Origin of the sequence: Cellulosimicrobium cellulans, from assembly GCF_006539945.1 — a bacterium.
GTDB lineage: Bacteria > Actinomycetota > Actinomycetes > Actinomycetales > Cellulomonadaceae > Cellulosimicrobium > Cellulosimicrobium cellulans.
This window is the reverse complement of record NZ_BJNZ01000004.1, coordinates 20,830-33,920: the sequence shown is the minus strand read 5'-3', so window position 1 is coordinate 33,920 and position 13,091 is coordinate 20,830. Positions and strand designations below refer to the sequence as shown.

Below are 13,091 nucleotides of genomic sequence, written 5' to 3'. Positions count from 1 at the left end.
GGTCAGAGGGAGACGCCGACGAGGACGGGCTCGGGGACGAGCTCGACGCCGAACGCGTCGAGGACGCCGTCGCGGACCGCGCGCGCGAGCTCGACGACGTCCTCCGCGCTCGCGCCGCCGCGGTTGGTCAGCGCCAGGGTGTGCCTGGTCGACAGGCGCGCGAGGCTCGACGGGCCGTGGACCCCGAAGCCCTTGGTGAACCCCGCGTGCTCGATGAGCCACGCCGCGGAGGTCTTGACGAGCGTCGGGTCGATCTCGCCCAGGCTCGGGCCGGTCGTGCTCGACGGCGTCGCGGAGCGCACCGGGTAGCGCGGGGCCTGTGCCGGGAGCAGGTCGGCCTGATCGGCCGGGACGACGGGGTTCGTGAAGAACGACCCGGCGCTCCAGCGGTCGTGGTCCGGGCCCGTCTCCCCCGGCGCGGCGTCCCCCGCCGCCACGGGCGCGACGCCCGGGCCGACGCCGTCGAGCAGCATGCCCTTGCGTGCCCGGAGCGCGAGGACGGCGTCGCGCACGTCCGCGCTCGGAGCCCGGTCACCCACCTGCACGCCGAGCGTCCGGGCGAGCTCCGGGTAGCCGACCGGGGCGGACAGCGAGCCGAGACGGGACTGGAAGCCGACGTCGAGCACGACGTAGCGCGGCGACGGGTACCACGGGCCGCTCGCCGCGCCGTCGCCGCCCGGCTCGCCCGCGTGCATGCTGCGCTTGAGCAACGACGTGCGGTACCCGAACGCGAGCTCGCCCAGCGCGAGCGTGCGCACGCGCGACCGCTCCCGGTCCCAGACGCGCACGGTCGAGATCACGCCCGCGACCTCCTGCCCGTACGCGCCGATGTTCTGGACGGGCGCGGCACCGACCGTCCCGGGGATGCCGGAGAGCGCCTCGACGCCCACCCACTCCTCCGCGACCGCGCGCGCGACGAGCTCGTCCCAGTCCTGCCCGGCCGGCGCGTGGAAGCTCGCGCCGCCGCACGAGTCCTCCGCGTCCACGGTGATCCCACGCCGCAGGTCGCGCACGACGACGCCACCGAAGCCCTCGTCCCCGACGAGCAGGTTCGACCCGCCGCCGATCACGAGCAGCGGCTCGCCGACCTCGTCCGCCGCGCGCACGGTCTCCACGAGCTCCGCCTCGCTGTGCGCCTCGACGTACCGGTCCGCCGGGCCGCCCACGCGCAGCGTCGTCAGCTCCGCCAGGGACGGCGCGCCGACGGCGTCAGGGCGCAGGCCCGGGGCGGTCCGGACGATCTCGGGCAGGTCACGGTCGACGGGGGCAGCAGGTTCGCACGTCACCGCCCCAGCGTAGTTCGCCCCCACCCGGGCTCGCGGACCGGGTCAGCGGTGGGGGGTCTCCTCGGAGCGCTGGGCCGCCTGCTGGCCCGCCGAGCCGGCGGCGGTGGGGAGGGGGCGCGTGGCGCCGACGACGAGCAGGCCGACGACGACCGGGATCGCGATCACGAGGAGCGCGCCGCGGTAGCCGACGTGCTCGGCGAGGAACCCGATGAGGGGCGGGCCCATGAAGAACGCGGAGTAGCCGATGGTCGCGACGACGCTCACGCGCACGGCGGCGCGCGCCGGGTCGTCGGACGCGGCGCTCATCCCGACGGGGAACCCGAGCGCGGCGCCCATGCCCCACGCGACCACGCCGAGCAGCGCGAGCCAGAGGTTCGGCGAGAGCGTGAAGAGGAGCAGGCCGACGAGCGCGAGCGCCGCCCCGAGCCGCAGCACGGTGACGCGCCCGTACCGGTCGAGCAGGCCGGTGCCGAGCAGGCGCATCCCGGTCATGGCCGTGAGGAACACGGCCAGGCCGACGGCGCCCATGGCGTCGGACGTCCCGAAGCCGTCGACGACGGCGAGGCTCACCCAGTCGTTCGCGGCGCCCTCGGTGAGCGCGGCAGCGAGGACGACGAGCCCGATGAGGAGGGTGCGGGGCTCGGTCCACGCGCTGAGCGCGCCGCGGGCGTTCTCCGACGCGGTGACGGGCGCGCCGCTGCCCGCCGCGGCGGCCGGGTCGGACCCGGCGGCATCCTCGGCCGCGTCGACGACGTGCTCCACCTGGCCGGCGGGCAGGAAGAACCGCACGCACCACAGGACGCCGAGGAGGCTCAGCACGACGGCGGCCGTGAGGTGCACCTGGACCGGGACGTGCAGCGCGGCCATGAGCGCCCCGACGCCCGCTCCGGCCATGGTGCCGAAGGAGAACCCGGCGTGGAAGCGCGGCATGATCGCCTTGCCGAGCCGCTGCTCGACGGCGGCGCCCTCGAGGTTCATCGCCGCGTCCCAGACGCCCGTGCCGATGCCCGCGAGAAAGAGCCCGACGCGCACGACGACGTCCTCCCCCGTCGCCACGCCGGTGACGGCCGTGACGAGGCCGACGACGTTCGCCACGGCGAACAGGGTGACCGCCTTCGACGCGCCGAGCCGCTGGACCACCATGCCGGAGAGGGGCAGCGCGAGCAGCGACCCGACGGCCATGAAGAGCAGCAGCAGGCCCATCTGCGCCTCGGTGAACCCGAGCGAGTCGCGGACCGCGGGCAGCCGCGACGCCCAGGTCGCGAAGTTGAACCCGTTGAGGAAGAAGACCGCGAAGACGGCCCAGGTGGCGAGCGCGACGACGCGACGGTCGGTGCGGGCGGTGGTCATGCGGAGGTCTCCTCGCGGCGGTGCGACGGGCGGGTTCGAGGGCGGCGTGCCGAGGCACGGTGGGCGGAGGCGGACGTCCCGGTGCGGGCCGTCGCGCGGGGCCGGCGCGAGCGGCGGGGGCGGCGCGCGTCGTCGATCCCGTCCGCGACGGCACCCGCCGCAGCGTCCCGGTCGAGGCCGACCATCCGGTCGCCGGCCACGACGGCCACCGCGACGGTCTCGGGTCCATCCTCCACCCCGGACGGCGCACCCTGCGCCGGACCCTGCGCCGGACGGGGCGTGCGGGCCGCGAGCGCGGCCGGCGTGCGCAGGGGCGTGACCTGGCGTGCCAGGAGGACGCTGAGGACCATCGCGGCGACGATGAGCACGAGCGCGTGACGCGCGCCCATGGCCTCGGCGGCGAGCCCGAGCAGCGGCGGGGCGGCGAGCGACGCCATGGAGGAGAACGCGGAGACGACGGACACGCGCCCGGCGGCGCGCAGCGGCTCGTCGGACGCGGCGGCGATGCCGACCGGCACCGCGAGCGCCGCGCCGAAGCCCCAGAGCACGACCCCGACGCCGGCGAGCTGGAGCGTCGGCGCGAACCCGAAGAGCAGCAGCCCGGCGATCGACGCGACACCCGACGCGCGGAGCACGGTGACGCGCCCGAAGCGGTCGATGAGGCGGGTGCCCGCGAGGCGCATGACGGTCATGGCGGCGACGAACGTGCCGAACACGACGGCACCGACCGCCTCGGTCTGCGCGAACCCGTCGACGACGGCGAGCGAGAGCCAGTCGTTGGCCGACCCCTCGGACAGCGCGGCGGAGAGGATGACGAGGCCGATGAGCAGCGTGCGCGGCTCGCGCCACGCCGAGAGCGCCGCCCCGAGCCGGGCGCCGCGGCGGGCGAGACGGGAGCGGGGCCCGGCCGTCTCGACGTCGACGACGGCGTCGCCGAGCGCGTCGACCGGAGCGGGGGCCTCGGCCGGGACCGGGGTCCGCGACGGGAGCGTGTCATGGACCGTCGCAGGGATCGCGGCGAGGCGCCACACCGTGGCGACGGCGCCGGTCGCGACGAACTGGACGAGCACCGGCACCTGTGCGTGGGCGCACGCGGCACCGACGAGCGAGCCGACGACGGCGCCGACGGAGAACGCGGCGTGGAACTGCGGCAGGATCGTGCGCCCGACCCGTCGTTCGATGCCCGCGCTCTCGACGTTCATGGGGACGTTGCCGAGCGAGAACGCCATGCCGTTGACGAAGATGCCCGCCGCGAGCAGCGGGACGGAGCCCGTCGCGGGGCCGAGGCCCAGCAGGAGGAACGCGACGCCGAACAGTACCGCGGAGACCCCGAACGCGACCCGCCCGCCGAAGCGCGTGACGAAGGGTCCGGCGGCAGTGACGGTCACGAGCGCGCCGACGGCTCCGGCGAGGAGCACGACGCCGAGGTCCGCGGGGGTGAGGCTGAGCGCGTCGCGCACCGAGGGGATGCGCGCGAGCCAGCTCGACATCATGACGCCGTTGAGCGCGAACACGCCGAGGAGGACCCAGCGCGCCCGGGCCAGGGCGCGGGGGTCGGACAGGAGGTCGGTCGGTGACTGCGCAGCACCTCCTCGAATCGATTCGATCCGACGGCCGAGGGTGCGCTTCGAATCGATTCGAGGCATGGTCACCAGTGTGCGGGTACGCTGGCCGCGCGTCAATCGAGAATCCCGCGCGCGCGGGAGGCAGGGAGCGTGATGAGCGACACCCCCGGGAACCGGGAGCCCGCGGCGACCACCGCGCCGGCCCACCGGCCCACGCTCGCCAAGGTCGCCGAGCTCGCGGGGGTCTCCGTCTCGACGGCGTCGCTCGCCTTCTCCGGCGCGGGGCCGATCACCCCGGAGACCCGGGCCCGCGTGCTCGACGCCGCGAAGGAGCTCGGGTACACCGGGCCCAACCCGCTCGGTCGGCAGCTCCGGTCGGGGCGGTCGGGCGTGGTCGGCGTCGTCGTCGGCGACCAGCTCCGCCGCGCCTTTCGCGACCCCGTCGCCGTGCAGGTGCTCGACGGCCTCGTCTCGACGCTCGGCGAGAACGGCCTGGGCGTCCTCCTCATCCCCGGCATCCCGTCCGACGACCCGGCCCGCGCCGTCGACCCCCTCGTCGAGAGCGCGGCGATGGACGTCGCCGTGCTCGTGTGGGGCGTCGGCTCCGACGACGCGACGCTCGCCGCGCTCCAGCGCCGCGGCGTGCCGGTCGTCATCGGGGAGGGGCGCGCCGTCGAGGGCACCCCGCTCGTCGCGATCCGCGACCGCGCCGGGACCGCCGACGTCGTGCGGCACCTCGTCGACCTCGGCCACACGCGCGTCGCGGAGGTCTCGCTCCCCCTCGACAACTCCGACCGCAGCGGCCCGATCGACGCGCAGCGGCTCGCCCAGGTGGACCGCACGCCGACGGCCAACCGGCTCGCGGGCGTGCGCGACGTCGTCGAACCCGTCGCGAGCTGGGAGACCGAGGCGTCGCTCGTCGAGCACGGCCGCTCCGCCACGCTCGCCCTGCTGGGCAGCACCGCCGCGGACGGGACGACCGAGGCCGCCGACCCCGCGACGCGCCCGACCGCCGTCATCGCCCACTCCGACCTGCTCGCCGCGGGTGCGCTCCTCGCCGCGCGCGAGCTCGGCCTGCGCGTGCCCGACGACGTCTCGGTCGCCGGGTTCGACGGGCTCGACCTCCCGTGGCTCGCTCCGGACGTCCTCACGAGCGTCCACCAGCCGCTCGCCCGCAAGGGCTCCGAGCTGGGCCTCGCCGTGATCCGCCAGCTCGCGGGCGACGCCCCCACGACGGTCGAGCTCGACGTCGAGCTGGTGGTGGGGACGACGACGGGCCCCGCCCCCACCACCTGACACCGGCCGCTCGGACCGGTCAGCCGAGCCGGCCCGGCTGCAACGGGTTCGCCCGCGCGGCCGCCATGAGGTACCACGACGTCGCGCCGAGGTGCTGCACCTGGAAGTACCCGAACCCGAAGCCCGAGTCGATGAGGCTCGACGCCGCGACGACGCCTCCGCGCTCCGGCAGGGCCGCCCCGCCGATCGTCTGACCGGCCCCGACGCTCTCCTGCGCGCCCTGTACCTCGCGCAGCAGGCCCTCCGCGCGCACCCGGTCGTCGTCCCGCTCGCAGCCCCGGCGCCCCCGCCGCCGGTCGTCGCGGTCCCCGCGCCCTCGTGCCCCGCGGTCCGCGAGCGCCGACGCGAGCTGCGCCGTCCCCTCGAGCCACACCCCCTGCTGGTGCACCGGCAGCCCGTTGTACGACGCCGTCGACGTGAGGCTCGCGCTCGAGAACGTCACGCCCTCGACGACCGTGCCCGCGGGGAGCTGCGACACCCCCTCGCCCGCGACGTCGCGCGCGGCCAGCGCGTCGTCCGCCCAGTCGAGCGCGCGGGCGTAGCGCCGCTCGCGCAGCGCGAGCCACCCCCACGTCTGCGGGTCCAGCGGGAGCGGGTCCCGGTTGATCTCGGTGCCGTCGTTCGTGCCGGTGTACAGGTAGCCGCCGTCGGGCTCCCACATGCGGTCGACGAACGCGCGCGCGTGCTCGGCGGCGCGGCTCCAGCGCCGGTCACGGGTCACGGACCCGAGCTGGCGGAAGAACGCGACGCAGTCGACGTTGTGCTCGGTCGAGCCGTTGGGGATCGGAGCGTTCGCGCCGTCCACGCCGAACGAGAACCCGCCGAGGGGTGCCTGCGACCACGTGTTCGCGACGATCCACTCGCCGATCCGCCGGGCGGCGTCCAGGTAGCGGCGCTCGCGCGTCACGGCGTGGAGGTGCAGCAGGGCGATGCCCGGCCAGGCCATGTCTCCCACCGCCGTCCCGAGGAAACCGAACTGCCACCCGACGTTCGCCGTGCCGTCCGGCAGCACGAGCCCGTGCTCCTGCGGCGTGCCGTCGTAGAAGGTGTACGGCCCGACGTTGTAGGCCTGACGCAGCCGGCCGTCGTCGTGGTCGGGGTCGTTCTCGAGGGCGAACACGAGCCCGTCGCCGAGCGCCCGCGCGCGGTCGAGGTAGCGTCGGCCGGCGGTGAGCGTCGCGAGGACGGCGAGGGCGTTGTCGTAGACGAACGCCGTGGAGAACAGGCCGAGCTGGTCGGCGTAGGACTGCGCGAGGCGCGGGCCGGGGTTGACGTCGGGGTAGGCGTCGGTCGCCGCGGCGAGGAAGCCGTGCGCGCGCCGGAGGGACGCCGCGCGGCCCCGGGCCGAGCCGCCTCCCCCGCCCTGCCCGACGGCGCCCGTCGCCCCGCGCAGGGCGCCGTCGCCGGCCGCGGCGGCGGGGGCGGCGGTGAGGCCCGCGAGCGCGAGCGCGCCACCGAGGGCGAGGACGGTGCGTCGGTCGACGCCGCGGGCGGAACCAGGGTCGTGCGCGGGGAGGTCGGGCCGTCCAGAGCGGCCGCCGTGCTGGGTCATGAGCGTCTCCTTCGACGTCGTGAGTGGCGCGACCCACCATAGTGGGAGCGCTCTCACGGCGAAAGGGGGCGGGCCGTGGCGAACGATGTCGAATCGAGCGCGCCCGTGGGCCCGCACGACGACGAGGGCGCCGCACCCGGCCGGGTGCGGCGCCCTCGTGGCGTCAGGAGCTCGTGGTCGCCGAGGGCGACCGCGGGTCAGAGGCGGACGACCGCCTGGGTCTTGCCGAGCACGCGCGCGCCCTCGAACGTGACCGTGAGGTCGACGCGGACGGTGCCGGCGTCGGCGTCGATCGCGCCGACCGTCCCGGTGACCTCGAGCGTCGCGACGCCCGGGTTCGGCACGGGCACGGGTCGCGTGAAGCGCGTCTGGTAGTCGACGACGGCGCCCGGGTCACCGGCCCAGTCCTCGACCAGCGCGACGGCGGCGCCCATGGTGAACATGCCGTGCGCGATGACGCCCGGCAGGCCGACCTCGGCCGCGAAGGCGTCGTTCCAGTGGATGGGGTTGAAGTCGCCGCTCGCGCCGGCGTACCGCACGAGGCGGGCGCGGTCGACCTCGACCGTGCGCGTGCCGATCACGTCGCCGACGGACAGGTCAGTGAGAGCCGGGCGCGTGGGCGTCGGGATCGCGTCGGTGCTCATGCGCCCTCCCCGCGGACGGCGAGGGTGGAGGTGACGGTCGAGACCGGCTCGGTGCCGCCGTCGGGCAGGAGCGCGGCGATCTCGCAGCGCGTGGTGACCATCGCGAGGCCGGCCCGCTCGACGATCGAGTCCACGTGCAGCACGGTCACGAGCTCGTCGCCCGCGACGATCGGCCGGTGGTGCGTGAAGCGCTCGTCCGCGTGGACGACGCGCGAGAAGTCGATGCCCGCCTCGGGGTCCTCGATGAGCTGCCCCTCCGCCCGCTGGGCGACGACGACCGCGAAGGTCGGAGGTGCGACGAGGTCCGGATAGCCCGCACCCCGCGCCGCCACGAGGTCGTGGTGCACGGGGTGGGTGGCGCCGACGGCGCCGGAGAACTCCCGCAGCTTCTCGCGTCCCACCGAGTACGGCGCGTTGGCGGGGTACTCGCGGCCGACGTAGGCCAGGTTGACGCTCACTGCGGTGCGCGGGCGCGGAGCCGGAGGCTCAGCGGGTCTCGCGGTGCGCGGTGTGCTTGCCGCAACGCGGGCAGAACTTCGCGAGCTCCAGGCGGTCCGGGTCGTTGCGACGGTTCTTCTTCGTGATGTAGTTGCGCTCCTTGCAGTCCACGCAGGCCAGCGTGATCTTGGGGCGAACGTCAGCGCTCTTGCTTGCCACGGTTGTGAGCCACCTCTCGCGCCTCCGGAGGGCGCATGTGCTGTGCAGGTCGCACGACGCCGGCCGCCGTACGAGGTTGTCGAAAGTGGTAGCGGAGGCGGGGATCGAACCCGCGACCTCACGATTATGAGTCGTGCGCTCTAACCATCTGAGCTACCCCGCCGCGTGACTGAACGCGAGGCCGTCTCGCCAGTATTCCAGCAAGACGACCCCGCGTCACCACAGAGCCCCGAAAGGGAATCGAACCCTTGACCTTCTCCTTACCATGGAGACGCTCTGCCGACTGAGCTATCGGGGCAGCGCGGAAAACTTTACACGGAACACGGCGTCGAACGAAATCGGCGCCGTTCCGCCGTTCCTGGGCCCTTCCACACCGCTCCCCACCGCGTCGCGCACCATCCGAGGACACCCTCGTCGTGCGGCGCGCCGGGAGACGTGGTGACGACACGGGGCCCCGGGCAGACGACGACGGGGCGCCACCCGTGGGTGACGCCCCGTCGCTCCGGTGGCAGGTGAGGGATTCGAACCCCCGAAGGCTGAGCCGTCTGATTTACAGTCAGATCCCTTTGGCCGCTCGGGCAACCTGCCGTGTGGAGCTGTCGCTCGCCGGAACGACTGCACGTGGTGCAGCCCTGCCGTGCGGGCGAGCCAACGATACAGCCCCGCCCGACCAGGTGCGAAATCCGGGTCCCGGCGGCCGTCCGTACAGTGGTGCGGTGACCCACCCCTCCCCCGCGCCGGACCACCTCCCCGGCACCGGGAACCCCGGCCCCGCGCCCACCGGCGCACCGTCCTCGCCCGCCCCGCCCGCGCCGTCGGGCAGCCCGCGCGGCGCGACCGCCCCGACCGACCGCTGGGGCCTCCTGCTCGGCGCCGGAGCGTTCTTCCTGTGGGGCGCGATGCCCCTCTACTTCCCGCTCCTGGAGCCTGCGGCGCCGCTCGAGATCATCGCGCACCGGGTCGTGTGGAGCCTGCTCTTCTGCCTCGTGCTCCTCGCCGCGACGCGCCAGCTCGGCGGGTTCGTCACCGCGCTGCGCACCCCGCGCACGCTCGGCGTGCTCGCCGTCGCCGCCGTCCTCATCGTCACCAACTGGACCGTGTACGTGTACGGCGTCCTCAGCGGTCACGTGCTCGACGCCGCGCTCGGGTACTTCATCAACCCCCTCGTCACCGTCCTGCTCGCCGTCGCCGTGCTGCGCGAGCGGCTGCGACCCGCGCAGTGGGCGGCCGTCGGGATCGGTGTCGCGGCCGTCGTCGTCATCAGCACGGGCTCGGGCGGCCTGCCGTGGATCGCGCTCGTCCTCGCGGCGTCGTTCGGCCTGTACGGCCTCGTGAAGAACCGCGTCGGGCGCACGGTCGAGGCGCTCCCCGGCCTCGCCGTGGAGACCGCCGTGCTCACGCCGCCGGCCCTCGTGTACCTGGCGTGGCTCGCGGCCACAGGGGTGGGCACGTTCGGCGCCGAGGGCGCCGGCCACGCGCTCCTGCTCGCGTCGGCCGGGATCGTGACGGCCCTGCCCCTGCTCCTGTTCAGCGCCGCCGCGCGGCGCCTCCCGCTGAGCGTCGTCGGGCTCCTCCAGTACCTCGGCCCCGCGCTCCAGTTCCTCTTCGGCCTCCTCGTCTTCCACGAGCCCATGTCGCCCACCCGATGGGCCGGATTCGGGCTCGTCTGGCTCGCACTCGTCGTGCTCTCGGTCGACGGGCTCCGCGCGGCCCGTGCGACGCGCCTCGCGAGCCGTCCCTGAGCCTGCTCGACTACGGTGGGACCCAGCACCCGTTCCCGGCCCAGAGAGGACCTACCCATGGCCGACTCCTCGTTCGACATCGTCAGCAAGGTCGACCGACAGGAGGTCGACAACGCGCTCAACCAGGCCGCCAAGGAGGTGGCGCAGCGCTACGACTTCCGCAACGTCGGCGCCTCGATCGCCTGGAGCGGCGAGAGCATCCTCATGGTCGCGAACTCGGCCGAGCGCGTGCTCGCCATCCTCGACGTCCTCGAGACCAAGCTCGTCAAGCGCGGCATCTCCCTCAAGTCGCTCGACACGGGCGACAAGGAGCCCAAGGCGTCGGGCAAGGAGTACCGCCTCGCGGCGACCCTCAAGGAGGGCCTGTCGAGCGAGAACGCGAAGAAGATCACCAAGATCATCCGTGACGAGGCCCCCAAGGCCGTCAAGACGCAGATCACGGGCGACGAGGTCCGGGTGACGAGCAAGTCGCGCGACGACCTCCAGACCGTCATCGCGCTGCTCAAGGCCGCCGACCTCGACGTCGCGCTGCAGTTCACCAACTACCGGTAGCGCTCGCCGTGACCCTGCCCGACGGCGGCCCGCGCCCGGTCGCGCCGGGGCGTCCTGCCGCGTCGTCGAGCGCGCTCCCGCGCGTCGTCGCGACCGACCTCGACGGCACGCTCCTGCGGCCCGACGGGACCGTCTCGGAGCGCACGCGCGCAGCGCTGCGCGCCGCCGAGGACGTCGGGGTCGAGGTGGTGTTCGTCACCGCGCGGCCGCCGCGCTGGCTCGGCCAGCTCGCGGACGTCGTGGGCGGGCACGGGCACGTCATCTGCCTCGGCGGCGCCGCGGTGTGGGACCTGGCCACCGCGAGCCCGCTCGACGTGTGCGGCTTCACCGCGGACGAGGCCGCCGCGCTCGTCGCCGACCTGCGCGTCGCGGTCCCGGGCGTGGCGCTCGCGTTCGAGCGCGTCGACGGGCCGACGTTCGACCCGGGCTTCCGCTCCACCCCGGACGACGACGCGGACGTCGTCGCCGTGGTCGAGTCGACGCTCGCCGTCCCCGGCGCTTCTCGTGAGGCCGGCCACGGGCAGCCCGTCGGCAAGATTCTCGCGCGGGACCCCGGGGCGCCGGTCGAGGACGCTCCCGCGACGCAGCCCGTCGTCGTCGCGGACGGGCAGACGACGGCGCAGGAGTCGTTCTTCGCTCGCGTGCGCGACGCCGTCGGGGACCGCGCCCACCTCGCCTACTCCGGCGCGGCGGGGCTCGCCGAGCTGCTCGCACCCACGGTCACCAAGGACGCCGCGCTCGCGCGCTGGTGCGCTCGCCTCGGTGTCGAACCGCGCGACGTCTGGGCGTTCGGCGACATGCCCAACGACCTGCCCATGCTGCGCTGGGCGGGGCGCTCGTTCGCCGTCGCGAACGCGCACCCCGACGTGCTGGCCGCCGCGACGGACCGGGCACCCGCCAACGACGACGACGGCGTCGCGCGCGTCCTCCTCGACGCGCTGGACGTCAGCGCGGCGGGCGCCTCCGCGCCGTGACCGCGAGCCCGACGTGGAGGGCGCCCGCGGCGTACGCCGCGAGCAGGCCGAACCACGCCGCCGCGAGCGCCTGCTCGTCGAGCACGCGCCACGTCGCGACGCCCGCCCCGACGGCCGTGAAGGCCCCCACGACGACGTAGAGCGCCCTCTCGCGCGCGACCGGGCCGGGCGCGCGCCGCGTCAGCGCGAGACCGACGGCCGCGACCAGGCACACGAGCCCGGAGACCGTCACGGCCGTCACGACGTCGTCGACGACCCACCCCCGGCCGTGCCGCTGCCGCAGGACGAGCGCGGGCCCTCCGAGAGCGAGGAGGACGAGCGTGAGGTCCCGGGCGATGTGGGTTCGGCGGCGCGGCACGCGGTCATCGTGCCACCCGGACCGTGCTCCGTCGTCCCGCGGGGCGCGCCGACTCCGTGGCGCGCCGGCTCAGTGGTACGTGATGCCGCCGTAGCCCGGGCCGTGACCGGCCATCGTCTCGAGCCGCTTGATGCGCTCCGCCATCGGGGGGTGGGTCGCGAACATCTTGCCGACTCCCGCGCCGCGGAACGGGTTGGCGATCATCAGGTGCGAGACGTCGACGAGGTCGCGGTTCTGCGGGAGCGGGGCCCGCTGCGTGCCGGCGTCGAGCTTGCGCAGCGCGGACGCGAGCGCGAGCGGGTCGCCGGTGAGCTTGGCACCGTCCTCGTCGGCGTCGTACTCGCGCGTGCGGGAGATGGCGAGCTGGACGAGCATCGCCGCGACGGGCGCGAGGACGACCATCGCGATGGCCGCGAGCGGGTTGCCGCCGCGGTCGCGGTCGCCGCCGAAGATCAGCAGGAACTGCGCGAGCGACGTGATCACGCCGGCCAGGGCGCCCGCGACCGACGACGTGAGGATGTCGCGGTTGTACACGTGCATGAGCTCGTGCCCGAGCACCCCGCGCAGCTCGCGCTCGTCGAGGAGGCGCAGGATGCCCTCCGTGCAGCACACGGCCGCGTTCTTGGGGTTGCGGCCCGTCGCGAACGCGTTGGGCGCCTGCGTCGGCGAGACGTAGAGGCGGGGCATCGGCTGGCGCGCCTCGGTCGAGAGCTCGCGCACGATCCGGTACATGGCGGGCTGCTCGAGCTCGCTCACGGGGCGCGCGTGCATCGCGCGGATCGCGATCTTGTCCGAGTTCCAGTACCCGTAGAACGTCGTCACGAGGCCGATGCCGACGAACACCCACAGCAGGTTCGCCCTGGCGCCGAACAGCGCCCAGAGGCCCAGGACGATGGCCCACATGACGCCGAACAGGCCGGCCGTCTTGAGACCGTTGAAGTGCTGACGCCCCACGCTGTGCTCCCTTCCGCGCCTCGGGCACCCGCGTGGTCCGCCGGGCGCCCGACGGGCGCCGACCCCGTCGACGCCCACCCTGATGAACGCCCGAGGCGACCGTCCCGTTCCCGGGACGACGACGGCGCCCCACCCGCGGAGGGTGGGGCGCCGTCGGACGT

General features: G+C 74.9%; 13 protein-coding genes and 3 tRNA genes. 4 read left to right on the top strand and 12 right to left on the bottom strand.

Translation table 11 applies throughout. The features are described 5' to 3' along the window. Positions 1-2 precede the first annotated feature (2 nt). The 3 genes from CCE02nite_RS04165 to CCE02nite_RS04155 form a co-directional block, all read right to left on the bottom strand. Positions 3-1,250, bottom strand: coding sequence for a UDP-N-acetylmuramate dehydrogenase (locus tag CCE02nite_RS04165; RefSeq protein ID WP_371861898.1), 1,248 nt, complete (start codon positions 1,248-1,250; stop codon positions 3-5). A 78-nt stretch (positions 1,251-1,328) separates the two neighbouring features. Next, positions 1,329-2,636, bottom strand: a complete 1,308-nt coding sequence (locus tag CCE02nite_RS04160) for an MFS transporter (protein ID WP_141388459.1) — start codon at positions 2,634-2,636, stop codon at positions 1,329-1,331. Further along, complete coding sequence (locus CCE02nite_RS04155; RefSeq protein WP_176599504.1) at positions 2,633-4,282, bottom strand: MFS transporter; 1,650 nt, start codon at positions 4,280-4,282, stop codon at positions 2,633-2,635. Before CCE02nite_RS04155 ends, CCE02nite_RS04160 begins: the two co-directional genes overlap by 4 nt. Positions 4,283-4,354: 72 nt before the next feature. Here CCE02nite_RS04155 and CCE02nite_RS04150 point away from each other — a divergent pair, with 72 nt between their 5' ends. Beyond that, positions 4,355-5,497 (top strand): LacI family DNA-binding transcriptional regulator, encoded by a 1,143-nt coding sequence (locus CCE02nite_RS04150; RefSeq protein WP_141388458.1) that lies wholly within the window; start codon positions 4,355-4,357, stop codon positions 5,495-5,497. 19 nt (positions 5,498-5,516) lie between these two features. On the opposite strand, the gene CCE02nite_RS04145 is transcribed toward CCE02nite_RS04150, so the two are convergent. The 7 genes from CCE02nite_RS04145 to CCE02nite_RS04115 all read right to left on the bottom strand — a co-directional run bounded on the left by CCE02nite_RS04145 (position 5,517) and on the right by CCE02nite_RS04115 (position 8,938). Beyond that, positions 5,517-7,049, bottom strand: a complete 1,533-nt coding sequence (locus CCE02nite_RS04145) for a YyaL domain-containing protein (RefSeq protein ID WP_141388457.1) — start codon at positions 7,047-7,049, stop codon at positions 5,517-5,519. A 197-nt stretch (positions 7,050-7,246) separates the two neighbouring features. Then, complete coding sequence (locus CCE02nite_RS04140) at positions 7,247-7,693, bottom strand: MaoC family dehydratase (protein WP_141388456.1); 447 nt, start codon at positions 7,691-7,693, stop codon at positions 7,247-7,249. Beyond that, positions 7,690-8,151, bottom strand: coding sequence for an FAS1-like dehydratase domain-containing protein (locus CCE02nite_RS04135; RefSeq protein ID WP_141388455.1), 462 nt, complete (start codon positions 8,149-8,151; stop codon positions 7,690-7,692). The genes CCE02nite_RS04140 and CCE02nite_RS04135 overlap by 4 nt, the downstream gene beginning before the upstream one ends. A 28-nt stretch (positions 8,152-8,179) precedes the next feature. After that, entirely contained in the window at positions 8,180-8,350 is a 171-nt protein-coding gene (gene rpmG, locus CCE02nite_RS20385) for a 50S ribosomal protein L33 (RefSeq protein ID WP_021482899.1), read from the bottom strand. Between the two features lie 86 nt (positions 8,351-8,436). Then, a tRNA-Met gene (locus tag CCE02nite_RS04125) sits at positions 8,437-8,513 on the bottom strand. A gap of 62 nt (positions 8,514-8,575) precedes the next feature. Beyond that, a tRNA-Thr gene (locus CCE02nite_RS04120) sits at positions 8,576-8,648 on the bottom strand. 208 nt (positions 8,649-8,856) lie between these two features. Next, positions 8,857-8,938 (bottom strand) — tRNA-Tyr (locus CCE02nite_RS04115). A gap of 128 nt (positions 8,939-9,066) precedes the next feature. Here CCE02nite_RS04115 and rarD point away from each other — a divergent pair. The 3 genes from rarD to CCE02nite_RS04100 are packed head-to-tail and all read left to right on the top strand — an operon-like array spanning position 9,067 to position 11,618. Next, positions 9,067-10,092: an EamA family transporter RarD gene (gene rarD, locus CCE02nite_RS04110; RefSeq protein WP_141388454.1), complete on the top strand. Its 1,026-nt coding sequence runs from the start codon at positions 9,067-9,069 to the stop codon at positions 10,090-10,092. Between the two features lie 57 nt (positions 10,093-10,149). After that, on the top strand, positions 10,150-10,644 hold the full coding sequence (locus CCE02nite_RS04105; protein WP_141388453.1) for a YajQ family cyclic di-GMP-binding protein: 495 nt from the start codon (positions 10,150-10,152) through the stop codon (positions 10,642-10,644). A 14-nt stretch (positions 10,645-10,658) separates the two neighbouring features. After that, positions 10,659-11,618, top strand: coding sequence for an HAD family hydrolase (locus CCE02nite_RS04100; RefSeq protein ID WP_255318641.1), 960 nt, complete (start codon positions 10,659-10,661; stop codon positions 11,616-11,618). On the opposite strand, the gene CCE02nite_RS20380 is transcribed toward CCE02nite_RS04100, so the two are convergent. Continuing rightward, complete coding sequence (locus CCE02nite_RS20380; RefSeq protein WP_170227213.1) at positions 11,590-11,976, bottom strand: hypothetical protein; 387 nt, start codon at positions 11,974-11,976, stop codon at positions 11,590-11,592. The genes CCE02nite_RS04100 and CCE02nite_RS20380 overlap by 29 nt on opposite strands. 69 nt (positions 11,977-12,045) lie before the next feature. Further along, positions 12,046-12,930: a zinc metalloprotease HtpX gene (htpX, locus tag CCE02nite_RS04090; protein ID WP_141388451.1), complete on the bottom strand. Its 885-nt coding sequence runs from the start codon at positions 12,928-12,930 to the stop codon at positions 12,046-12,048. Positions 12,931-13,091: the final 161 nt, after the last annotated feature.

What these genes read in the sequence shown, in the direction of transcription:
- CCE02nite_RS04160 (WP_141388459.1), bottom strand. Translation starts at nt 2,636, where the DNA reads ATGACCACCGCCCGCACCGACCGTCGCGTCGTCGCGCTCGCCACCTGG.
- CCE02nite_RS04155 (WP_176599504.1), bottom strand. Translation starts at nt 4,282, where the DNA reads ATGCCTCGAATCGATTCGAAGCGCACCCTCGGCCGTCGGATCGAATCG.
- CCE02nite_RS04150 (WP_141388458.1), top strand. Translation starts at nt 4,355, where the DNA reads ATGAGCGACACCCCCGGGAACCGGGAGCCCGCGGCGACCACCGCGCCG.
- CCE02nite_RS04145 (WP_141388457.1), bottom strand. Translation starts at nt 7,049, where the DNA reads ATGACCCAGCACGGCGGCCGCTCTGGACGGCCCGACCTCCCCGCGCAC.
- CCE02nite_RS04140 (WP_141388456.1), bottom strand. Translation starts at nt 7,693, where the DNA reads ATGAGCACCGACGCGATCCCGACGCCCACGCGCCCGGCTCTCACTGAC.
- CCE02nite_RS04105 (WP_141388453.1), top strand. Translation starts at nt 10,150, where the DNA reads ATGGCCGACTCCTCGTTCGACATCGTCAGCAAGGTCGACCGACAGGAG.